22 protein-coding genes and 1 tRNA gene are annotated in these 23039 nt (G+C 54.8%); 17 read left to right on the top strand and 6 right to left on the bottom strand.

Annotation, left to right across the window (positions count from 1 at the left end; translation table 11 throughout):
• Nucleotides 1–197: 197 nt before the first annotated feature.
• Genes MT343_RS05180 through hemA form a run of 4 tightly spaced genes read right to left on the bottom strand, consistent with a single transcriptional unit; the run spans nucleotide 198 to nucleotide 4219 of the window.
• Nucleotides 198–974: a HesA/MoeB/ThiF family protein gene (locus MT343_RS05180; RefSeq protein ID WP_222428576.1), complete on the bottom strand. Its 777-nt coding sequence runs from the start codon at nucleotides 972–974 to the stop codon at nucleotides 198–200.
• Nucleotides 975–1844: a peptide chain release factor N(5)-glutamine methyltransferase gene (prmC, locus tag MT343_RS05175; protein WP_304650345.1), complete on the bottom strand. Its 870-nt coding sequence runs from the start codon at nucleotides 1842–1844 to the stop codon at nucleotides 975–977. It abuts the gene before it with no gap.
• Entirely contained in the window at nucleotides 1844–2929 is a 1086-nt protein-coding gene (gene prfA / locus MT343_RS05170) for a peptide chain release factor 1 (protein ID WP_145469545.1), read from the bottom strand. Before prfA ends, prmC begins: the two co-directional genes overlap by 1 nt.
• A gap of 3 nt (nucleotides 2930–2932) precedes the next feature.
• Nucleotides 2933–4219 carry a glutamyl-tRNA reductase gene (gene hemA, locus MT343_RS05165; RefSeq protein WP_145469546.1) on the bottom strand — a complete coding sequence of 429 codons (1287 nt, stop codon included), beginning with the start codon at nucleotides 4217–4219 and terminating at the stop codon, nucleotides 2933–2935.
• Between the two features lie 264 nt (nucleotides 4220–4483).
• Here hemA and MT343_RS05160 point away from each other — a divergent pair, with 264 nt between their 5' ends.
• From MT343_RS05160 to MT343_RS05105, 12 genes are all read left to right on the top strand, one after another.
• Entirely contained in the window at nucleotides 4484–6337 is a 1854-nt protein-coding gene (locus MT343_RS05160) for a tetratricopeptide repeat protein (protein WP_145469547.1), read from the top strand.
• Between the two features lie 11 nt (nucleotides 6338–6348).
• Nucleotides 6349–6942, top strand: coding sequence for a lipoprotein insertase outer membrane protein LolB (gene lolB / locus MT343_RS05155; RefSeq protein ID WP_145469548.1), 594 nt, complete (start codon nucleotides 6349–6351; stop codon nucleotides 6940–6942).
• Nucleotides 6935–7816 carry a 4-(cytidine 5'-diphospho)-2-C-methyl-D-erythritol kinase gene (gene ispE, locus MT343_RS05150; protein WP_145469549.1) on the top strand — a complete coding sequence of 294 codons (882 nt, stop codon included), beginning with the start codon at nucleotides 6935–6937 and terminating at the stop codon, nucleotides 7814–7816. Before lolB ends, ispE begins: the two co-directional genes overlap by 8 nt.
• 7 nt (nucleotides 7817–7823) lie before the next feature.
• A tRNA-Gln gene (locus MT343_RS05145) sits at nucleotides 7824–7898 on the top strand.
• 47 nt (nucleotides 7899–7945) lie between these two features.
• Nucleotides 7946–8887, top strand: coding sequence for a ribose-phosphate pyrophosphokinase (locus tag MT343_RS05140; RefSeq protein ID WP_145469550.1), 942 nt, complete (start codon nucleotides 7946–7948; stop codon nucleotides 8885–8887).
• A 91-nt stretch (nucleotides 8888–8978) separates the two neighbouring features.
• The gene (locus MT343_RS05135; protein WP_186435951.1) at nucleotides 8979–9605 is read left to right on the top strand and encodes a 50S ribosomal protein L25/general stress protein Ctc; all 627 of its coding nucleotides are present in this window, start codon (nucleotides 8979–8981) and stop codon (nucleotides 9603–9605) included.
• A gap of 78 nt (nucleotides 9606–9683) precedes the next feature.
• On the top strand, nucleotides 9684–10271 hold the full coding sequence (pth, locus tag MT343_RS05130; RefSeq protein ID WP_145469552.1) for an aminoacyl-tRNA hydrolase: 588 nt from the start codon (nucleotides 9684–9686) through the stop codon (nucleotides 10269–10271).
• A gap of 57 nt (nucleotides 10272–10328) precedes the next feature.
• Entirely contained in the window at nucleotides 10329–11420 is a 1092-nt protein-coding gene (gene ychF, locus MT343_RS05125; protein ID WP_145469553.1) for a redox-regulated ATPase YchF, read from the top strand.
• Between the two features lie 192 nt (nucleotides 11421–11612).
• Nucleotides 11613–14423 (top strand): PKD domain-containing protein, encoded by a 2811-nt coding sequence (locus MT343_RS05120; RefSeq protein WP_145469554.1) that lies wholly within the window; start codon nucleotides 11613–11615, stop codon nucleotides 14421–14423.
• A gap of 144 nt (nucleotides 14424–14567) precedes the next feature.
• Nucleotides 14568–15818 carry a multidrug effflux MFS transporter gene (locus MT343_RS05115; protein WP_145469555.1) on the top strand — a complete coding sequence of 417 codons (1251 nt, stop codon included), beginning with the start codon at nucleotides 14568–14570 and terminating at the stop codon, nucleotides 15816–15818.
• A 70-nt stretch (nucleotides 15819–15888) separates the two neighbouring features.
• Complete coding sequence (locus MT343_RS05110) at nucleotides 15889–16482, top strand: TetR/AcrR family transcriptional regulator (protein ID WP_145469556.1); 594 nt, start codon at nucleotides 15889–15891, stop codon at nucleotides 16480–16482.
• Nucleotides 16483–16584: 102 nt separating this feature from the next.
• Nucleotides 16585–16749: a hypothetical protein gene (locus tag MT343_RS05105; protein WP_186435952.1), complete on the top strand. Its 165-nt coding sequence runs from the start codon at nucleotides 16585–16587 to the stop codon at nucleotides 16747–16749.
• 27 nt (nucleotides 16750–16776) lie between these two features.
• Here MT343_RS05105 and MT343_RS05100 read toward each other — a convergent pair whose 3' ends face one another.
• A complete protein-coding gene (locus MT343_RS05100; RefSeq protein ID WP_145469557.1) occupies nucleotides 16777–17373 on the bottom strand; it encodes a hypothetical protein in 597 nt (198 codons plus the stop codon).
• 265 nt (nucleotides 17374–17638) lie between these two features.
• Between MT343_RS05100 and MT343_RS05095 the strand changes: the two genes are divergently transcribed.
• Complete coding sequence (locus MT343_RS05095) at nucleotides 17639–18586, top strand: hypothetical protein (protein WP_145469558.1); 948 nt, start codon at nucleotides 17639–17641, stop codon at nucleotides 18584–18586.
• 67 nt (nucleotides 18587–18653) lie between these two features.
• On the opposite strand, the gene MT343_RS05090 is transcribed toward MT343_RS05095, so the two are convergent.
• Nucleotides 18654–18998, bottom strand: coding sequence for a DUF1820 family protein (locus MT343_RS05090; protein ID WP_145469559.1), 345 nt, complete (start codon nucleotides 18996–18998; stop codon nucleotides 18654–18656).
• 181 nt (nucleotides 18999–19179) lie between these two features.
• Here MT343_RS05090 and miaB point away from each other — a divergent pair, with 181 nt between their 5' ends.
• The 4 genes from miaB (at nucleotide 19180) to MT343_RS05070 (ending at nucleotide 23025) form a co-directional block, all read left to right on the top strand.
• Nucleotides 19180–20529 carry a tRNA (N6-isopentenyl adenosine(37)-C2)-methylthiotransferase MiaB gene (gene miaB / locus MT343_RS05085; RefSeq protein ID WP_145469560.1) on the top strand — a complete coding sequence of 450 codons (1350 nt, stop codon included), beginning with the start codon at nucleotides 19180–19182 and terminating at the stop codon, nucleotides 20527–20529.
• A 71-nt stretch (nucleotides 20530–20600) separates the two neighbouring features.
• Complete coding sequence (locus MT343_RS05080; protein WP_145469561.1) at nucleotides 20601–21710, top strand: PhoH family protein; 1110 nt, start codon at nucleotides 20601–20603, stop codon at nucleotides 21708–21710.
• On the top strand, nucleotides 21707–22186 hold the full coding sequence (gene ybeY / locus MT343_RS05075) for an rRNA maturation RNase YbeY (protein WP_145469562.1): 480 nt from the start codon (nucleotides 21707–21709) through the stop codon (nucleotides 22184–22186). Before MT343_RS05080 ends, ybeY begins: the two co-directional genes overlap by 4 nt.
• Nucleotides 22183–23025 (top strand): HlyC/CorC family transporter, encoded by an 843-nt coding sequence (locus MT343_RS05070; RefSeq protein ID WP_145469563.1) that lies wholly within the window; start codon nucleotides 22183–22185, stop codon nucleotides 23023–23025. The genes ybeY and MT343_RS05070 overlap by 4 nt, the downstream gene beginning before the upstream one ends.
• Nucleotides 23026–23039: the final 14 nt, after the last annotated feature.

Raw genomic sequence — 23039 nt, 5'->3', positions numbered from 1 at the left:
TCTGCCTCACGCTTGTTATTGTCGAAGTGACAGATAAGGAGCAAAACAGAGGCCAAATATTACTACATAAGCATAAAGTAGAATTAATAGTGCAAAGCGATTGAATTCACAGAGAATTTCAACCGCTGCTGCAGGTAGCGACCAGCGCAGAAAGCAACACAAAAAACACAGGGTGACAGATTTGTCGGAAGGAAGCGTCAGTTCTGGCAGTCGGAACAGGAAGGATTGCGGCTGATACCCCAGCGCCGCCACTCGCCCTGTAGAGCATCGAAGGTCAGCAAACGGCCACTCAGGCTTTCGCCGATGCCCGCCAACACTTTCAGTGCTTCCAGTGCCTGCATGGCGCCAATAACCCCCACCAGCGGTGACAACACGCCGCTTTCGGCACAACTGAGCTGCTGATTATCCAGACTGGGGTACAAACAGCGATAGCAGGGAGCATCAGCCTGACGTGGATCAAACACAGTAATCTGGCCATTCAGCCCAACCGCCGCGCCCGAAACCCAGGGTACAGAGTGCGCAATACAGGCGCGATTCAACGCATAGCGCACGTTACTGTTATCACTGCAGTCGATGACCAGATCCACTTTCACCCGGTCTTCCTGCGCGTCACCCGCGGCGGACAGTTGCGTCATCAGCCAGTCGGCATCAGCGCGCAGAGCGTGAGTGATCACCTGTACTTCCGGATTTAACCGCTGCACTTCGGCGGCGGCGGACTCTGCTTTCAGCAGGCCAACATCAGCACTGCCATGGGCGGTCTGGCGCTGCAGATTCGACAGTTCTACACGGTCATCATCGACCAGACTGAGGCGGCCAACACCGCTGGCCGCCAGATACTGCAGCACCGGGCAGCCAAGACCGCCGAGGCCGATAATCATCACATGGGCGTCGAGCAGCGCCTGCTGCCCGTCAATATCCAGCTGCGGTAACAGAATATGGCGCGAGTAACGCAGTAATTGCTGATCGTTCATCATTTATCCCATCACCTGCTGCGGCCAGCGGCCACCACTGATGCGCGGCTGGCCAGCAAGGTCACGACGATTACTCACCTCAGTAAAGCCACGGGCGCGCAATAACTCACACACCGCATCCGCCTGCTGATAACCATGCTCCAGCAATAACCAACCATTGGCGCGCAGAAAGTCCGGCGCCCGGTCAATAATCAGCGCCAGATCACTCAGGCCATGGTTATCGGCCACCAGTGCTGAGCGTGGTTCAAAGCGCACATCGCCCTGCGCCATATGCTCATCGTCTTCATCTATATAAGGAGGATTGCTGACGATCAGATCGAAATCGCCACTGACGGCGCTGTACCAGTCGGACTGAGCAAAAGCCACCCGTTCCAGCTGGTTACGGACGGCATTGCTCTGCGCCAGCGCCACGGCATCAGCATTAAAATCAACGCCGGATACCAGCCAGGAAGGTTGCTCCGACGCCAGCGCCAAAGCAATCGCGCCAGTGCCTGTGCCTAAATCGAGCACCCGGCTGTTGGCTGGCAAAGGTAATTCCAGTGCCCATTCCACCAGGGTTTCGGTGTCAGCGCGGGGAATTAAGGTTGAAGGGTTCACATTCAGATTAAGCGACCAGAAATCGCGCTCACCCAGCAGATAGGCCACCGGCTCTCCGGCCAGACGCCGCGCCAGTAAGGCATCCGCTGCCTGCTGCTGTTCTGCGCTTAATGGCCGATCAGACCAGGTGTAAAGCCAGGTACGGCTCTGCTGCAGCACGTGGGCCAGCAGCAATTCGGCATCCAGCCGGGCGCTGTCGGAACCGGCTTCCAGCTGCGTTCGTGCCTCGGCTAACCAGGCTTCAATGCTCAGCACGGATGCCGGATCAGAGATCATCAGCCGCCTGCCATCTCAGCCAGCAGATTGGCCTGATGCTCGCGGATTAACGGCTCAATCACCGGCGTCAGATCGCCCTGCACAATTTCGTCGAGCTTATACAGCGTCAGGTTGATGCGATGATCGGTAACCCGGCCCTGCGGATAGTTATAGGTGCGGATACGCTCTGAGCGGTCACCGGAGCCGACCAGACTTTTGCGCGTCGCCGCCTGCTCTGCCTGGGCGGCCTGACGCTGGGCGTCGCGCAACCGGGTCGCCAGCACCGCCAGCGCCTTGGCGCGGTTTTTATGCTGCGAACGCTCATCCTGACATTCCACCACCAGCCCGGTTGGCAGGTGCGTAACGCGGATGGCCGAGTCGGTTTTGTTAATGTGCTGACCACCGGCACCGGAGGCGCGGAAGGTGTCGATGCGCAGATCGTTCTTGTTGATGTCGATTTCTTCTTCGCTCTCAACTTCCGGCATCACCGCTACGGTACAGGCCGAGGTATGAATACGGCCCTGACTTTCAGTCTCGGGTACCCGCTGCACACGGTGCGCGCCGGATTCAAACTTCAGCTGTGAATACACATCGGTGCCGGAGATGCGGGTAATCACCTCTTTAAAGCCACCGTGCTCACCTTCGCTGGCACTCATCAGTTCGGTGCGCCAGCCACGGGTTTCGGCATAACGGGTGTACATACGGTACAGATCGCCGGCAAAGATCGCGGCTTCGTCACCGCCGGTACCGGCACGGATTTCGACAATCACGTTGCGGCCATCGTCCGGATCTTTCGGCAACAGCAGAATTTCCAGCTCATGCGCCAGCTGCTGCAGACGCTCGCCGGCGGCCTGCTCTTCTTCCTCACCCATGGCGCGCATATCCGGATCAGGATCGGCGGCCAGGGCTTTGGCTTCTGCCAGATCGGCGCCGGCCTGCTCGTAATCGCTGTAGGTCTGGGCGATCACTTCGAGATCGGCGTATTCCTTCGACAGCTTGCGGAAACGATCCTGATCGTTGGCCGCATCCGGCTCAGACAGCAGATGTCCGACCTCTTCATAACGGTCGCGCAGGTGTTCGAGTTTATTCAGAATCGAGCTTTTCATGGTTTATTCGGTATCAGCAGAGGAGGATGGCGCCGCAGGGCTGTTCAGGCTGAACAGTTCGCGGGTCCAGTCGAGCACTTCCAGACGGCCTTCAGCACCGGCTTTGCGCAGCGCAGTGGTCGGTGCATGCAGCACCTTATTGCTGAAGGTATGGGCAAACTGGCGCAACACTTTTTCTGCGTCGGCACCGTTTTCAAGTTGTTTCAGCGCTTTGCTGAGCTGTTCTTCACGCAGCTCATCAATACTGCTGCGCAGATCGGTCAGGGTCTGCACCGCATCCAGCGCTTTCAGCTCGCGCATAAAATGGTCGACGCCGGAGAGAATCAGCTCTTCGGCCTGACGCGCGGCGTCTTCACGGGAGCGCACGTTTTCTTCGATGATGCTGCGCAGATCGTCTACCGAATACAGATAGACATCCGACAGCTCACCAACTTCTTCTTCGATATCGCGCGGTACAGCGATATCGACCATAAACATCGGCTTGTGGCGGCGTTTTTTCAGCGCTTTCTCGACCATGCCCTTGCCCAGAATCGGCAACGGACTGGCGGTGGATGAGATCACGATATCAGCACGTGCCAGTACATTGGGAATGTCTTCCAGCAGCACCGCTTCGGCATGAAATTCCTGCGCCAGGTTCTGCGCCCGTGCCAGGGTGCGGTTGGCGACAATAATATCGCGCACGCCGGCCTGATACAGATGACGGGCCACCAGTTCGATGGTTTCGCCGGCACCAATCAGCAGCGCACGGCTGTTGGCCATATCGGCAAAGATATGCTGTGCCATACGCACCGCAGCAAAGGCGACCGACACCGGGTTTTCACCGATGGCGGTATCGGTGCGCACGCGTTTGGCAATGGAAAAGGTCTGGCGGAACAGACGCCCTAACTCGGAACCGACGGTGCCGGCTTCCTGCGCCACGGCAAAGGCCGATTTCATCTGGCCGAGAATCTGCGGCTCACCCAGCACCAGCGAATCCAGACCGCTGGCAACACGCATGGTGTGCTGCACCGCCTGCTCGCTGGTCAGGCAATAGAGGGCCGAATCGAGATCGCGGCGGTCAATATGATGATGACGGACCAGCCAGTCGACGATCACCTCTTCGCGCAATTCATCAGCCGAGCAGTAAATTTCGGTACGGTTACAGGTCGACAGGATCACTACTTCAGACACAGGGTCCAGAGCCTGCACTTCGCCCAACACCGCCGGCATAGACGCCGGATCGAAGGCAACACGCTCACGCACAGCAACCGGTGCTGTTTTATGGTTAATCCCCAGTGCCCAAATACCCATGTCGACTGACGCTGCTCCCGCTTTCAAACTGCTCCGCTGACGATCATCAGCGGCGGAGTGCCTGACCTGCCCAAAAAACGCCAAGCGTACTGCAACTAAGCAGTCGCTTTGCACGTCACAGCAGGTGGCGGCTATGCAAAAGCGGGGATTATAAACATCTGGCCGCGGCTTTGCCGCTGAAATCTTTGACTTAAATCGCTATCTGACCCTAAATAGCATGCGCTATCTCATACTGGCATCCGAATCATCAGGTCTTCTCTTTATATGTTTTTTTACATCCGTGAGTCCCGCCGTACCTCTTCTGAGCGCCCGCCGCTGCCTGTTTTCCTACGTACAGGTCTTTGGCTGGCGCCGCTGTTTTCGGCGCTGATCGTCCTTCCGGGCTGCGCCAGTTTCGGCACCTCACCGGCAGCGGATCAGCAACAAAGCGTTCCGGCTGATAACACCCAGCCACAAAGTATTCACTATAAAACCACCCCGCCTACCGGTACCTCAGCCGAACCGGTCTACCGCCCGATTCCTGCAGCCACACTGTATTCCCTGCTGGTTGCAGAAATGGCCGGCCAGCGCCAGCGCTTTGATATTTCGCTCTACAACTATATGGATCAGGCCCGTACCACCCGTGATCCGGCCATTGCCGAACGTGCTGCCCGTATCGCCCAGTATGTTGGCAGCGACACCCACGCCATTGAAGCCGTTGCCATCTGGCTAGAAGAAGAGCCCGAAAACCCCGCTGCTCACCAGGCGGCAGCCCAGCTATTGATGGAACAGGGCCAGTTCAGCCAGGCACTGGAACATCTGGAGATATTGCAGGATCTTGCCGGCATCAGTCAGTTTGACTATCTGGCTGCGAATGCCGGACAGCTACCGGAGGAACAGCAACAGGCTCTGCTGGCGAAGTTTCAGCTTCTTTCCAACAAATACCCGGAGAATGCTTCCGTCTGGTACGCACGCGGCATAATGGAGCAACACCTGCGCCTCTATCCGGAAGCATTGCTGCATATAGATGAAGCGCTGAAACGTAATCCGGCATATCTGAGTGCCGCCCTGCAGAAAGCACGCATACTGGTGCTGCTGCAACGCTCTGACGACGCTATCGACTGGCTTGAAGATATTCACGAAGACTACCCGGAGCATAAAGGTATCCAGGTTCTGCATGCCCGCATCCTGCTCGAGCAGCGCAAAATGGACAGTGCCCGCGATGCCTTTGCCAAGCTGCACAAAAATTTCCCCGAAGATTCTGCCATTCTGCTGTCACTGGCCCTGCTGGAAGAAGAACTGGGCCAGCGGGAACAGGCGCGGGAGCATCTGTATCAACTGCTGGCCAACCAGTCGCATACAGACGAAGCCCACTTTTATCTGGGTAAAATTGCTCAGGAAGAAGAAGACTACGACACCGCCATTGAGCAGTACGCTCAGGTCAGCAGCGGCCGTGAATTTCTCGCGGCTCACCTGAAAGCTTCTTATCTGCTGAATGATACCCAGGGGATTGATGCCGCCCGCAGTTATCTGAATGACCTGCGCGGAGATTTTCCACAACACTCAAGCGAACTGGTACGGATCGAGGTCGACCTGTTATCCGCTGCCGGTCAGCCGGAAGACGCCATGGTACTCATCAGCCAGGCACTGAGCGTTGCACCGGAAGACATCAATCTTCTTTATACCCGCGCTATGCTGGCTGAACGTCTGGGGGATCTGAATAAACTGGAGCAGGATCTGCGCACGGTTATCCGCCTCAGACCAGACCATGCCGAAGCCCTGAATGCACTGGGCTACACCCTCGCCGACCGTACCGACCGCTGGGCTGAAGCTTTGCCGTTAATTGAGCGCGCACTGGAACTGACACCGGAAAATCCGGCGGTTATCGACAGCTTGGGCTGGATCTACTTCCGCATGGGCAATATCGAACGCGCCCGTCCACTGCTGAAAAAAGCTTTCGACATGATGAAAGACCATGAAATTGCCGCCCACTACGGTGAACTGTTATGGCTCAGCGGTGATCAGAACGAAGCGCGCGACATATGGCTGCAGGGGCTGGAACAAACCCCTGACAGCGAGATTATTCTGCGTACCCTGCAACGCCTGGATATTGATCCGGAAAGCCTGAGCCAGAATTGATCAGACCTGCCATGACCATCAGAACCACGCTTACAACACTGCTCCTGCTGACGCTGCTCAGCGGCTGCAGCAGCCTGCTGCCGAAGCCAGAGGGCGGCAAACAGAACCTGCAAAGCAGCCTCAATCACCTGCAACAGTGGCAGGTGCGCGGTAAATTATCGGTGACCTCACCTGATGACAGTGTCACCGGCTACCTGACCTGGGAACAGGATAAACAAAGCTATGACCTGTTTATTTCCGGCCCCTTCGGTTCCGGCGCTTCCCGTCTGCAGGGTAATGCCCGCCAGGCTGAGCTGACCTTACCCGGTTGGGACAAACCACAGCGCGCGCGCACGCCCGAGCAACTGATGCTTGCTCATATGGGCTGGAATTTTCCGGTGACCGACATCCGCTACTGGGTAAAAGGCCAGGCCAGCCCCAATGCGGCGGCAACCGGCAAGTACGATGAGCATGGCCTGCTCACGCATCTGCAACAGCATGGCTGGGATATCCGTTTCTCCCGCTACCAGCAGCATGGCGATTACTGGCTGCCCGGCCTGATTAAAATATCCGGCCACGATTTCCGTTTTGTATTTTCGATCAAAGAGTGGACTGTTAATGGCTGAACTGCCTGAAAACACTGGCTGGCTGAGCGTACCAGCGCCGGCCAAACTGAACCTGATGCTGCACATCACCGGACGCCGGGATGACGGCTACCATAACCTGCAGACCCTGTTTCAGTTCGTTGACTATGGTGATGAGCTGCACTTTAAATTACGCAACGATGGCGACCTGACACTGAGCCCGGCCATTGAAGGTGTCGACTTCGAAGACAATCTGATCATCCGCGCCGCCCGCCTGCTGCAAAAAAAATCTGAAAAAACATCCGGAAAAACACTGGGTGCCGATATCCGGCTGGATAAAAAATTGCCCATGGGTGGCGGTCTTGGCGGTGGAAGTTCTGATGCAGCCACAACCCTGCTGGCACTGAATCAGCTATGGAATCTGCAACTGTCTTTCGACGAACTGGCGTCACTCGGACTCACGCTCGGAGCCGACGTTCCAGTGTTTGTGCGGGGTGAAGCGGCCTTTGCCGAAGGCGTGGGAGAGATACTGACCCCGGTACCGGAGCTGGACGAACCCTGGTATCTGGTGGTGTGCCCGCAAGTCCATGTTAATACAGGAAAAATTTTTTCACATAAGGGTTTGACAAGGGATACGGACCCCATTAATATTCGCACCGCGCTGAGGCAAGGGGGCAGAAATGACTGCCAGGCAATAGTCTCAATGTTGTATCCAGAAGTTGGTAACACATTGAATTTGCTAAATAAATTTTCCTTTGCTAAGATGACGGGCACTGGAGCTTGTATATTCTCAAGCTTCGGCTCTGAAACAGAAGCCATCAGTGTTTCTGCGCAGTTACCGGCCGAATATAAGGTCTTTGTGGCTAAGGGTGTTAACCAATCACCTGCACATAAGGTATTATTCGGACCGTCTTAAAAGTTGCTGGGGTGTCGCCAAGTGGTAAGGCAACGGGTTTTGATCCCGTCATTCGTAGGTTCGAGTCCTACCACCTCAGCCAATTCTCTTTCCTTCCATCATTGAACAATTACATCAAAGGGGACAACTGTGTCTAAGTTGATGGTTTTTACCGGTAACGCTAACCCGGAGCTCGCTAAGCTCGTTGTTGAGCGTCTCGATATTCCCCTTGGCGAAGCCACTGTTGGCAAGTTCAGTGATGGTGAAATAACCATCGAAATCAATGAGAACGTGCGTGGTAAGGATGTGTTTATCATCCAGCCTACCTGTGCACCGACTAACGATAACCTGATGGAAATCCTGCTGATGGCCGATGGCCTGCGCCGCGCATCAGCCAGCCGTATCACTGCGGTTGTTCCCTACTTCGGTTATGCCCGTCAGGATCGTCGTCCGCGTTCTGCCCGTGTGCCAATCAGTGCCCGCGCAGTTGCCGACATGATGTCGACTGCCGGCATCGACCGCGTTCTGACCGTTGACCTGCACGCTGACCAGATCCAGGGCTTCTTCGATGTTCCTGTTGATAACGTCTACGGCTCTCCGGTACTGATTGATGACCTTGAGCGTCAGGCTTACGAAGACCTGATCGTTGTGTCTCCGGACATCGGCGGTGTTGTTCGTGCCCGCGCAATCGCTAAGCAGCTGAACGTTGACCTGGCGATCATCGACAAACGTCGTCCAAAAGCCAACGTTTCTGAAGTTATGCATATTATCGGTGATGTTTCCGGCCGTACCTGTGTACTGGTTGACGACATGGTCGATACCGCCGGCACCCTGTGCCACGCAGCCAAAGCTCTGAAAGAGTTCGGTGCGAAAAAAGTTGTCGCCTACTGTACACATCCTGTACTATCCGGCCCCGCTGTTGAGCGTCTAGCCAGTGCTGAACTGGATGAGCTGGTTGTTACCGACACCATCCCGCTGTCTGAAGCTGCTAAATCCATTGGCCGCATCCGCCAACTGACCATTGCTGGTCTGCTGGCTGAAGCTGTACGCCGGGTAAATAACGAAGAATCCATCAGTGCGATGTTTCGTTAAGCCATAACAGCATACAAAACGATTTTTCGGGCCGTTTGAGCTGGTCGCAAGCTCAAACGGCTTTTTATGTCAAAACCATGAGGAAATACCCATGTCAGAATTTAATCTGTCAGCTGAACTTCGCGAAGATGCGGGGAAAGGTGCGAGCCGCCGCCTGCGTCGCGAAAACGCCGTACCAGCCATCGTTTACGGTGGTAAAGCCGGTGGTAACGATCGCAAGCCACAAGCCATCGTTCTGAAAGCTAACGAGCTGAACAAAGTACTGGAAAACGAAGCGTTCTACAGCAGCGTGATCACCCTGACTATCGGTGAAAAAGCCGAGCAGGTTGTTCTGAAAGATCTGCAGCGTCACCCATCCAAAGCTCTGATCTGGCACGCTGACTTCCTGCGTGTAAGCAAAACCACCAAGATCAAAGCTCACGTACCTCTGCACTTCATCAATGAAGAAAGCTGTGTAGGCGTGAAAACCGGTGGTGGCAAAATCGCTCACCAGCTGACCAGCCTGGACATCATCTGTAACGCTGGCGACCTGCCTGAGTTCATCGAAGTAGATCTGGCCAACGTTGAAGCTGGCTCCGTGATCCACCTGTCTGATCTGAAACTGCCAAAAGGCGTTGAGTCTCTGGCTCTGTCTCACGGCCCAGAGCACGACACTTCTGTTGTTACTGTTATCGCTCCTAAAGGCGGCGACAGCGAAGAAGAAGCAGCTGCCGAGTAATTCCGGTTGCTGTAGCAAAAAAGCGGGGCTGGTCCCCGCTTTTTTATTGGTGATTCTTTATCATCGGATATCGACATCATGTCTGACCCTATTCAATTGATCGTAGGCCTGGGCAACCCCGGCGCCGAATACGAGCATACCCGTCACAATGCGGGCGCCTGGCTGGTTGAACGCCTGGCGCAGAATGAACGCATCAGTCTCAGCCCGGACAAAAAATTCTCCGGTCGCTCCGGTAAAGGCCGCCTCGGCGGGCAGGATTGCTGGTTACTGATTCCCACGACTTTTATGAACCTCAGCGGACAGGCCGTACAGGCGCTGGCCAACTTTTATAAGCTGAAACCGGAACAGATTCTGGTGGTTCATGACGAGCTGGACTTACCTCCCGGCACAGCCAAATTTAAATTTGGCGGCGGTCACGGTGGCCAGAATGGCCTGCGCGATATCATCAGCAAGCTTGGCAACAATCAGAATTTTCACCGCCTGCGTATCGGTATTGGTCATCCTGGTGACAAATCCCAGGTCACCGGCCATGTACTGGGCCGCGCCAGCAAGAGCGACCAACAGGCCATTGATGCGGTGATCGATGAAGCCTTACGCGTTCTGCCCGATGTACTGGGCGGCGACCTGGCCAAAGCCATGAATCGACTTCATTCATTTAAAGGGTAAAATACCCGCCAAATTTTAACGCTGTTACGGCAGCAGTACGGATCACAGGATACTTTTATGGGCTTTAAATGCGGTATCGTTGGCTTACCCAACGTCGGCAAATCCACACTGTTCAATGCACTGACCAAATCCGGTATTGCCGCCGAGAACTTTCCGTTCTGTACCATTGAACCCAACTCCGGTGTGGTTGCCATGCCTGACAAGCGCCTGGATGAACTGGCGACCATCGTAAAACCTGAGCGTGTTGTGCCAACCTCGATGGAGTTTGTGGACATTGCTGGCCTGGTTGCCGGCGCGTCCAAAGGTGAAGGCCTGGGTAACCAGTTCCTCGCCAATATCCGCGAAACCGACGCCATCGCCCACGTTGTGCGCTGCTTCGAAGACGACAACGTGATCCACGTTGCCAACCGCGTCAGCCCGGCCGACGACATCGACATCATCAATACCGAACTGGTACTGGCCGATCTGGAATCCTGTGAGAAGCAGCTGCAGCGTATTACCCGCGTTGCCAAAGGTGGTGATAAAGACGCCATTGCGCAGAAAGCACTGCTGGAACGTCTGATTCCGCATTTCGAACAGGGCAAAACCGCCCGCATGCTGGAACTGAACGACGACGAGCGCAAGCTGGCGCGCACCTTCCACCTGCTGACCATCAAGCCAACCATGTACATCGCTAACGTGGCGGAAGACGGCTTTGAAAATAACCCTCACCTCGATGTGGTACGTGGTATTGCCGAGTCAGAAGGCGCCTCCGTTGTGGTGGTCTGCAACAAGATCGAAGCCGAAATTTCCGAGCTGGACGATGAAGACAAACTCGAATTCCTGCAGGAAATGGGCATGGAAGAACCGGGTCTGGACCGTGTAATCCGTTCCGGTTACGAGTTGCTGGGTCTGCAGACTTACTTCACCGCCGGCGTGAAAGAAGTACGCGCCTGGACCATCAAAATCGGTGATACCGCACCACGCGCAGCCGCCGCGATTCACACCGACTTTGAACGTGGTTTTATCCGTGCCGAAGTGATTGGTTATAACGACTTTATCCAGTACAAAGGCGAAGCCGGTGCCAAAGAAGCCGGTAAATGGCGCTTAGAAGGCAAAGAGTACATCGTTAAAGACGGCGATGTAGTGCACTTCCGCTTTAATGTGTGAAGCCTGACAGGAAAAACTCCCGCACACATACTGCAAAGAATAAAAGCGCCTCAGGGCGCTTTTTTATTATCTGCAGCAATATAGGCCAACCTGAATCAACCATCTGGGCAATCCGGTGAATGACTGTCGCACTTTACCCAAATCTCTCACTATACTCTTTCAACTGAAACTTAAGTCGACCCGGAGCCCTGCATGAAATTGCATCCCCTCGCATCGTCTATCTCTCTGTTGTTAGCAGCATCACTCGCCGCCTGTAGCGGCTCAAGTACCAGTTCCGGTGACGAACCCAGTGATAACGGTTCAGGTGGCGATGGTCAGGCCGGCGAAGCAGTGACTGTTGAACGTGTCAGCCTGACAGGCCTCGCCGTCAAAGGAACCGTCATAGGTGCCAAGGCTGAACTCTTCCGTCTGATCAATGGAAATATTGAAGAGACAGCATTCGCAACCGGCACAACCGATTTGGAAGGTCGCTACAATCTGACAGCCACCTCAGAAGAGGCTTATAACGGCCCTGCTCTGGTAAAAATAAGCTGGCAGGAAGGCGCTGAAATGATCTGCGATGCCAACTCCGGTTGTGGTGATTACCCTGTTATTCCTGACGACCGCAATACGAATAATCCCGACTCTGCAGCCATCGACTTCGGTGAAACCTTCGATCTGGCTACCGACTTTGAAATGTCCGCCCTGCTGCCCTCGATCAGCACTTCATCCCTGGAAGACAACAGCTATACCGCCAATATCACGTCACTGACACACATCGCTGCCCAATACAGTGCCGCTCAGAGTAGTGTTAACGCGGATCTGATACGCCGCCTGAATAACCGGGTACGGCAGCTGTTCGGCCTGAGCGCAGATAAAGTCGGCGCCGTGGATCTTCTGCTGACCTCCCCTCTGGATCCGACCTCAGCACAGAACAGCGATGATCCATCCGGCATCGCCTATGGTCTGATAACTGCCGCCCTCGCCGAGCTGGCCGGGCAGCGTGGTGAAAGCATCCAGCAGGTGCTCAGCACTTTTGCCCAGAATTTTACCGCCAATGGTGGTCAGCTCTACTGGAACGGCACCGATACCGGTGAACTGAATATTGCCGCTATTCTCGCCGCTGCCAATGCCGTTGCTGCGGCTAACGGTAATGTTCCGGGGAGCATCACCACCAGCCTCAGCAACGAGAAAGACAGTGCCGATAACAACAGCGGTGTCAGTAATATTAATCCGCCGGAAATTGATGCCGGCGCAGACCTGAGCGCCACACCGAATCAGGCCGGCGTAACACTGACCGGCAACCTGATCAGCGGTACGAATCTGACCTACCAATGGACTCAGGTATCCGGCACTCCCGTCAACCTGAATACTCCCACGGCCTTAACCACCAGCTTCACTGCCCCACAAGCCAGCGGCGATCTGGTTTTTGCTCTGCGCGCCAAGGATGCTGCAGGCTACGATGACATAGACAGGGTTACAGTAAAAATCCGGGCCGCAGCCGGGGCCGCAGCCGCTCTGGCCGGTAATTACCGGATTTATATTCCTAACCAGATGTTCAGCAGCAGCGCTTTCAGTAATCAGCAGACGGAGTTTGATTTTGATCTGAATCTGGTTTCCGGACTGAGTGTAACGGCGTCGGCCAGTGATCCATCCGCCTTCAGCTTAAACATCAAAGGTTCGGCCGAAAGCTGGCGGCTGGAAAACCGTTATCCCTACGGCAGTTTCTTTAACGGCCCCGGCAGTGCAGCCCAGTCTGTTACGGACGGACAACTGGTACCACAAGTCGATAGTGAAAACTTTACCCTGGACGGCAAGGTCGATGCTCAGGGCGTGATTACCATCAACGATCCAACCTCGGTTGAACAGGATACAGATGGTCAGGGTAATGAAGTTGTCCGTTACGATTACTCCAACATTCTGACCTTTATGCCCGTCGATACCGGCAGCTACCTGGCGCTGAATATGAACCACAGCGAAGGCTTTGCCGCCAAGGCTGACGGCAGTGCTGATACCAGCCAGCTAAGGTACCGTGACTTTGATGTCGAAAACCTGCTGCTTGTTAAAAACAACGGCAACTTCAGCCAGGACAGTTTCCAGAACGATTATGGGGTGATTGTCCTGTCTCAGGCGACGGATGAAACCTTTGCACATGCGCTGGTCTCAGAGCTGCAGCGCTGGAACATCACGAAAGACAGTGGTACGCCGTCCGTCATCACCGCCACCATGGAGTCTGACCCCGGCCTCAGTGGGTCCGGCCGGGTTGGCAGTCGTTACAGCCATGACATAGAACTGTCTGGCGGCGTCTACTCTGAGAGTCTTGGCAGCTTTTCCGTTCTCTCAGGCGAAGAATCTCCCAGCAATGATCCGCAGACTCCTGCCAGTGAACGCCAGGCAATTTTTGCTATCGACGGCAGCAAGAGCGGACAATTCCGTATTCCAAGCAGCCTTGCAGCAGCCCTGTTGCCTGACGGTGGTAATGCCATTATGGAAGGGATAGCGACTCCCAATGGAGCGTTATTTATGTCGACATTAATGGGAACAACATCCAAAGGAAGCTATAACAGCACACCGGTAAAAACCCTGGTCAATGAGCGCTATATTGGTCTGGCCATCGATAACTCGACCCTCATAGCGGCTGACTTTACCGGTAAAACCTATGAACTGCGCGGCGTTGAATACGCTGTTGATGCCAATGACCGTGGTTCTTCCGCCAATCTGATCCGCGGTACCCTGAGCTTTGGCAGCACTCCGGCAGCGCCGGTGGTTACGGTCAATAACCAAGAGGTCAGACTACGTAATACCAACTTCACCGTTGTCCGCAGCAGCGAAGACTATAGCTCCAGTGATGACCCGCTGGCGGCTGAGTTCGGCTCGGCCTCCGCCATAAAACTGTACGACAGCGAAACAACACTGGACGGTTATGTCAGTGCCAATGGCAAGCTGGTACTACTACGCCTGCTTAACACCACAGAAAGCGATCGTGGTGCACACGGTTTCCTGATAGGGCGCCTGATTGAATAATCGCAACACTCTGCAGTAAAGCCATACAAGGGCCTTCCACGGAAGGCCCTTGTTATGTCCGCCGACAGATAACCTGAACAATCCGTTCCACCCCGCCTCTCACTGTAGCAAGGCATTAGGGCTAAAATACTCATTCTGCAGACCATGTCTGACATTATCTTCGCCGAGCAGCGCCCGGCAGCCTCTATCGGTAACACTATGCCCGCACTTACACTGCCACTTCCTCTGCTATTGGCCTTGCTGACAGCACTTTCGCCTTTGGCCATTGATATGTATCTTCCGGCGATGGAGGCAATGGCCGGCGATCTGCAGACCAGCATCCACCTGGTGGAGTTATCCGTCAGCAGTTACCTGCTGGGCTTTGCACTTGGTCAGCTCGGTGGCGGACCTCTGTCTGACCGCTACGGCCGCCGTCCCCTGATCATCACCGGCCTGATTCTGTTTGCCCTCAGCAGCGCTGCACTGATGCTGACAACTTCGCTTGAGGCACTGCTGACACTGCGCTTCCTGCAGGCCATCGGCGGTGGGCTGGCAACGGTTAATTCCAGCGCCATCGTCCGTGACCGTTTTCAGGGGGCGGATGTCGCCAAAACCTTATCACTGGTGTCCATGATTATGATGCTGGCACCGCTGGTAGCACCGATGCTCGGCGCCCTGACCTTATCCTTTGCCGGCTGGCGCACCATTTTTCAGACACTGACCATCTATGCGGTGCTGGTACTGATCATTCTCGTCTGGCAGCTGGAAGAAAGTCATCCGCCACACAAACGTCAGCAACGTCTGCCGGTGCGTGACTACCTGCGGGTCATCAGACATGTCCGTGCTCGCCGCTTTATTCTGGCTCAGGCACTGGCATCCACTGGCATGTTTGTCTTTATTACCGCCTCGCCTTACCTGTATCTGGATTACTTTGAGCAGGATGCCGAACACTTCCCCTGGTTGTTTGGCGCCAACGTTCTGACCATGATGGCAATGAACCGCCTGAATATACTGCTGCTGCGCCGTTTCGACAGCCAGCAGATACTCAGGGCCGGACTCAGTCTGCAACTGAGTAGTGCGCTGCTGCTGGTTCTGCTGTTTAGCGCATATCCCCAGCAGGCCTCATTGTCCCTGACCTTGCCTTTAATGATGCTGTTTATTGGCTCACTCGGCCTGATTTCAGCCAATGCCACGGCAACCATCCTGCATTATTTCCGTGATATCAGTGCAACAGCCACTGCTCTGACCGGCGTCAGTGTTTTCTGCAGTGGCGCTTTGTTTGGCCTGATCTGGGGCCACCTGCATAACGGCACACCACTGCCGATGATGGCGGTCATGCTGTGCACGGCACTGCTGGCCAATCTTGCGCTGTGCCGCATTCCGGCAGAGCAGAGTGACGCGGTTACAACATCCTGATTATGAGAACAACAGACTGGTGCATCAGTGGGACAAATCTGACTTGTCTGCGCGCCGGAAGAGGAACAGAATGAACGTTCAGTCCGAAACACGAAAGAACATGGATAAACGCCAGCAAATTCTGGAAGCCACCGCCGATCTGATTGCAGAGCAGGGATTACACTCCTGCCCTATGGCGATGGTCGCAAAGCATGCATGTTGCGGTGCTGGTACCATCTACCGCTATTTCGAGACCAAAGAAGAATTAGTGCAGCAGTTGTTTCTGCATCTGACCGAAGTAATGGCGAGCCACTGCATGGCTGGCTATGACGAAAGTGCCTGTATCAAGAAAAGGTTTTACAGCTTCTGGGGAAATTTTTACCGTTACATGCGTGAGCATCCCAGAGACCGTGCACTGATGGAACAATTGTCAGCCTCACCAGCCATCAGTGAGCTGCAACGGGAAAAAGCACTGGAGCCGATGAACAAAGCGCTGACCCGGCTGCTGGCCGAGGGCAAAAGCCAGATGCTGATCAAAGACCTGCCGGATGAAATCATCACCACCATGACTTTCGGCAGTCTGACCATGATGGCCAAGAAACAACAGCTATCACCGCAGATGTTTCCACAGGCGGTGCAAGCCGAAGATTTGCTGAATCTGTGCTGGGACGCCATCAAAGCGTAACAGCCGGATGAACAAAACAGGCCCACAAGGCCTTTTTTTAAACGCCAGACCCTGAATGAACGTTCACTCTCGTTGATTCAAATCTAACTAAGGAGACATACCATGTCGAACAGCTTACCTCAGGCGTCAGAATCAACCACCACGATGCCAGCCAGTGCCGCGATGACTCCGGCAGTACGTAACAGCGGCAGTGATTTTTATTCCATGCTGACTCAGCTGACTCTGACCCAGAAGCGCAACCGCGCCACGGCACGACAGAGCGCCTGAACCACCGTCATCCGGGCGAGCCATCAGTTAATGAATGATGGCATCCTCGCCCAGATCGGCCTCCGCAAATGACGCCGGCAACACACACAGACGGTTTACCATCAGCAGGCTGTGATCCGGAATCAGCAGCTGGTCGTTATCCATCAGCGCGTCCAGCAGCACACAGGTCGCATCGATCGAATCCAGTCCGACGATAATCGCCAGGGCAAAACCATATTTGGTATTGAGCGCCACCAGATCACCCACCTCCAGCTCTTCGCGCTCGGTAATAATATCGTCCCCTACCAGTTCGTCAGTCGGCCACGGCGTTTTGAAGCGCGCCAGCGCCACCAGCTGCACAATGCCCTGAATCACACCATCGCTGATATCCACCTCGATGTCGCCCTCCTCTTCTGGCTCCATAAGGCGATCAAGCAAACTCATAAACAGATCGGAATCTTCTTCAGACCAGCGAAGGTCGACAGGATGATGACTGCTGCGGTTGGAACGGAAACTGACTTCGGTGGGAAATTCTGCCGGATCTTCACCGGCGGTACCGGCAGGCATTAACAGGCTTACGGCTTCGAAACCGCTCTGGTCCTGATCACTGATACGCCAAAACAAGGGTTGCATCTCTGCATTCATAGGGATCACTCCGTATTCACCATGATTAAATGGAGCCTGCGTGGCAATGAGTCTGACGAACCTCCCTTATGCTTGGCTATATCCGTTATATAGCAGGGCTGCATGACAGTGACAAGAAGCAGCCGCACAATATCGCCGGGCAGTGATGACAAATTCTGTATTTACCCTTTGGCACCGATTGCGCCGTAAACGTTCAGTCAGCGTGAAAAATGGTGTTAACATCAGGGTCTAATAACAAACACTGACAGAACTCCGGGGAATTACCATGCACTCACTCTTTACCCGCACCCTGATCACCGGCTGCGGTTTGTTACTGCTGTCCGGCTGCGCCACGCCAATCGCTAACTTTGATGCCATCAGCCTCGATGCCAAACGTGACGCTGCGATGGCGGACGAATCGGCCTCCCGCACCATCCAGCACGCACAATCCAAAATTGAGCTGGGCAAAAGCGAAAACCTGCGTTTTTACGCCCCACGCCACCTTGAGCTGGCACAGAAACAACTGCTGGAAGCACAGGAAATGCTGACCAGCGGCGAGCCCGATGGCGTTGTAAAAACCGTCGCCATGACCTCGCTGAAAACCGTTGAGGCCGGCCTGAATGTAAAAAAAGACATTCTCAAACAGCTGAAGCCAACTCTGGATCACCGTCAGGTGCTGAAAGACATCAAGGCCGATCAGTACTTCCCGGCCGACTATCTGGCCATTGAAGAAGAACTGGTAAAACTGATTGATCTGATGGAAGACCACCAGACCATCAAAGCCGATGCCGGACAGAAACTGCTGTTAGCGGAGATGCACCGCGTTGAGGTTGCCACCATCGAGTACATCCAGTTGCAGCCGGTTAAAGATCATCTCGAACGTATCAAAAACAAAGGTGGCGCTTCTGTTGCTCCGATCAGCTGGGATACCGCGCAGAAATCCCTGCTGCAGGCTCAGGCGCTGATCAGCAAAACACCGCGTGCCAAGGGTGCCATCGCCAAGGCGACCGTAGCCGCCACAAAGGCCGCTCAGCATGCCGAAGTGATCACCAACCTGAGTAACGAAATTCTGGATGCCAGCAAAGATGACGCCGAAGCCATTGCCCTGCGCATGGAACGCTGGCTGTACCGCATCAGCGTCGCACTCAAACATGAAGACATCCGTCATCAGCCACTGGATGAACAGGCTGGTGAATATGCGGCGTCGATTGAAGCCCTGATGCGTAACCGTTAATCCTGGCCACTGGCCACAAAAAAGCCCGGTAATCCGGGCTTTTTTGTGCTCTTTCGCCGCTCAGATTTTACTCGTCTTCGTCACGCGGTGGCAGAAAACGGGTCGGAAAGTGCGAAATATTCGAACCTTCGCCCTTACTGATTTTCGGGCTGCCTTCTTTTTCCACCTCATCAATGCGCACGATGCTGTGCATCGGAATAAAAGTGCGTTTTACATCGGCAAAGGTGGCTTTCAGCTTCTCGGCATCAGGATCAACCACCAGAGAAGAACGCTCGCCAAAGAGCAGCTGCTCCACCTCAATGAAACCATGCAGATCACTCTGATAGATGTAGCGGGCGTAAATCTCAACCACATCGCCCTGCTGCTGATACACAATACGGTAAGTCGGTTCCTGCTTGTCTTTACTGCTCATGGTGCCTGCTTGTCGACCTGAAATGCCGGTTAAAGCACCGGACAAAGAAAAAGAGAGCAATTGTAACACGGGCGGGCAAGACAGGATGCAGACAGCCGACGGATACTGGTGACTAACTGAGCAGGGACAGTATAATGTTGCCCCTTTTGTATAAACCGCTGACGAGGCCGGAAACTCCCTCATGACTGACCAGGTGAAAAAGCTGTACATCAAGACCCACGGTTGCCAGATGAATGAGTACGATTCATCACGCATGGCCGACATGCTGGGCGAAAGTCATAAGATGGAGCTGACCGATAACCCGGAAGAAGCGGACGTTATTCTGCTCAATACCTGCTCGATCCGCGAAAAAGCCCAGGAAAAAGTGTTCCATGAACTGGGCCGCTGGAAAGGCCTGAAAACCAAGAATCCGGATCTGAAAATCGGCGTCGGCGGTTGCGTCGCCTCACAGGAAGGCGATGCCATCATCAAACGCGCTCCGTTCGTGGATATGGTGTTCGGTCCGCAGACCCTGCACCGTCTGCCGGATATGGTGAACAAGGCCAGCAATGCCATTCAGGTGGTGGACGTTACCTTCCCTGAAATCGAAAAATTCGATCATCTGCCGACCCCGAAAGTAGAAGGCTGTTCTGCCTTTGTCTCCATCATGGAAGGCTGTTCCAAATACTGTACTTTCTGTGTCGTGCCTTACACCCGCGGCGAAGAAGTCAGCCGTCCGCTGGCCGATGTACTGAAAGAAGTTCAGGCTCTGGCCGATCAGGGCGTACGTGAAGTTAACCTGCTGGGTCAGAACGTTAACGCCTACCGCGGTGACACCAGCGATGGCGAAGTGGCCGATCTGGCGGAGCTGATCACTCTGGTGGCCGATATCGACGGCATCGACCGTATCCGTTTCACCACCTCGCACCCGCTGGAATTCAGTGACAGCCTGATCAACGTGTACGCCGAAGTGCCGGAACTGGTCAGCCACCTGCATCTGCCGGTACAGAGCGGCTCCAACCGCATTCTGGCGGCGATGAAACGCGGCCATGAAATCGATATGTACATCGATAAAATCGAACGCATCAAAGCACTGCGCCCGGACATTTCGATTTCTTCAGACTTTATCGTCGGCTTCCCGGGTGAAACCGCCGAAGATTTCGAAGACACCATGAACCTGATCAACCGTATCGGCTTCGACACCTCCTTCAGCTTCATTTACAGTGCGCGTCCGGGAACACCGGCCGCCAATCTGGAAGATGACACGCCGGAAGAGCTGAAAAAGCAGCGTCTGCAGATTCTGCAGGCCCGTATCGTGCAGCATGCGCAGCAGATCAGCCGCCGCATGGTAGGCCGTGAAGAAACCATTCTGGTTACCGGCGTATCACGTAAAGATCCGGGCGAATTACAGGGCCGTACCGAAAACAACCGGGTGGTGAACTTCAAGGCCGACGATCACAGCCTGATCGGCAAATTCGTTAAAGTCAGCATCGAGGATGCGTACCCAAACAGTTTGCGTGGCATCCTGCTTAATCCAGAGTTAGCCTACTAACCTCATTCGTGATTTATGTGGCCAGGCCAGAGCCGGGCCACATAAACAAAAGCCCACAGAGAGAGTTCTCATTGACCCGCAAAGATACTGAGCAACCAGAATCCACCGAGGCCCTTCAGCCTGCCGAGACTGAAAGCGCCAGCCCCAACCGCCACAGCACCAGCTTTGCACTGGAACCGGATGATGCACAGCGTCTGGCCAATCTGTGCGGCCATTTTGACAGCCATATCGAGCAGATTGCCGACCACTTCGAGCTGGAAATCTATAACCGCGGTAATAAATTCACTATCGAAGGTAAGGTGAAGCTGGCACAGCGTGCCGCCCTGCTGATTCAGCGCCTGTACCGCGAAACCGCCAATGGCACGCCGATCACGCCAGATCTGATCCATCTGTTGCTGCAGGAAGACGGCAGCGAGCAGGCCGCCGGACGCAAAGCCAAATCCGATTACGACAGCCGCACCATTAAAACGCCACAGGCCATCATCAAGCCGCGCGGTCCGCACCAGCTTGACTACCTGCAGCGCGTGCGTGAGTTTGATATCAATTTCGGTGTGGGCCCGGCCGGTACCGGTAAAACCTTCCTCGCCGTTGCCGCCGCTGTCGAAGCACTGCAGCGTGACGAAGTGAAGCGCATCCTGCTGGTGCGTCCTGCGGTTGAAGCCGGTGAAAAACTGGGCTTCCTGCCCGGCGATCTGGCACAGAAGATCGACCCTTATCTGCGCCCGCTGTACGACGCACTCTATGAAATGCTGGGCTTTGAACAGGTTGCCCGCCTGCTGGAACGCAATGTGATTGAAATTGCACCGCTGGCCTATATGCGTGGCCGTACCCTCAGCCACTCGTTTGTGATCCTCGACGAATCGCAAAACACCACCAAAGAACAGATGAAGATGTTCCTCACCCGTGTTGGCTTTGGCTCCAAAGCGGTGATCACCGGTGACGTTACTCAGGTCGACCTGCCACGTGGCGTCTACTCAGGCCTGAAACACGGTCTGGAAGTGCTCGATGGCGTTCCCGGCATCGGCATTACCCGCTTTACCAACGCCGACGTGGTTCGCCATCCGCTGGTACAGCGGATTGTTGATGCCTATGACCGCTTCGACGAAAAAGAAAAGCAGGCCGACGAAGAACGTAAGGCCGCCCGTCTGGCTGCACAGCAGAACGACGAGGATGCGGTATGAACCTGTTGCTTGATGTGCAGCTTGCCGACGAGCTGGAAGGCTACCAGGCCTGGCTGCCCGGCGAAGAGCAGCTGCAACTCTGGGCAAGCGCCGCACTGAGCGGCCGCACCAATTTCGCCGAGCCGGAACTGACGATTCGTCTGGTCGCAGAAGAAGAAAGCCAGGAACTGAACAACGAGTACCGTGGCAAAGACAAACCCACCAATGTGCTGTCTTTCCCTTTTGAAGCGCCACCGCAGGTACCGATCGAACTGTTGGGCGATCTGATCGTCTGCGCTCAGGTGGTACAGCAGGAAAGTGAAGAACAGCGTAAAGCCGCCGAAGCCCACTGGGCCCACATGGTCGTGCATGGCTGCTTGCATTTGCTGGGGTACGACCATATAAAGGACGACGAAGCAGAAGTTATGGAAGACCTGGAACGCCAGATTATGGCCGGACTGGGATTCCCTGATCCTTATCCAGATGAGGCACCATGAGCGAAGACCGATCGGGCCAGCATCGTAGCTGGCTGGAAAGACTGACTGATTTATTCTCCGACGACCCGCAAAGCCGTCAGGACATCAAGGTTATTGTGCGCGAGGCTGCCGAGCGCAGCATTGTCGATAACGAAACCCTCAATATTCTCGAAGGCGCTCTGCAGGTATCTGAAATGCAGGTGCGGGACATTATGATTCCGCGCTCGCAGATGACTTCCATCAACGTCAACGATTCGCTCAAAGATTATCTGCCGCAGATCATCGAATCTGCGCATTCACGTTTCCCGGTGATGGGTGAAGGCCAGGACGAAGTGCTGGGCATTATGCTGGCCAAAGACCTGCTGCCATTAATCCTTAACGAAAATCGTGAAGAATTCCGCCTGAAAGAGGTGTTACGCCCAACAACCTTCGTTCCGGAAAGCAAACGCCTGAACGTGCTGCTGCGTGAATTCCGTGCAACCCGCAATCATATGGCGATTGTGGTCGATGAATTTGGCGGAGTTGCCGGTCTGGTTACCATCGAAGACGTGCTTGAACAAATTGTCGGTGACATTGAAGACGAACACGACTTCGATGAAGAAGACAGCATGATCAAAGAAGTGGAAGACGGCATTACCATGGTCAAAGCCCTGACCCCGGTGGACGACTTCAACGAACACTTCAGTGCGCGTTTTCCGGACGACGAATTCGATACCATTGGCGGCATTGTGGTACATCACTTTGGCCGGGTGCCGGAATGCAATGAAAGCATCCGCATCGAACAATGGCAGTTCAAGGTGGTCAACGGTACCAGCCGACAGATCAACCTGCTGGAAGTAACGCCCATCGACGCCGGCTGAGCCGGCGCATTAAC

Origin of the sequence: Venatorbacter sp. C2-1, from assembly GCF_022832715.1 — a bacterium.
Classification (GTDB): domain Bacteria; phylum Pseudomonadota; class Gammaproteobacteria; order Pseudomonadales; family Oceanobacteraceae; genus Venatoribacter; species Venatoribacter alkanivorans.
Note: the sequence above shows the minus strand (reverse complement) of the source record. Positions and strands in the feature narration are given on the sequence as shown.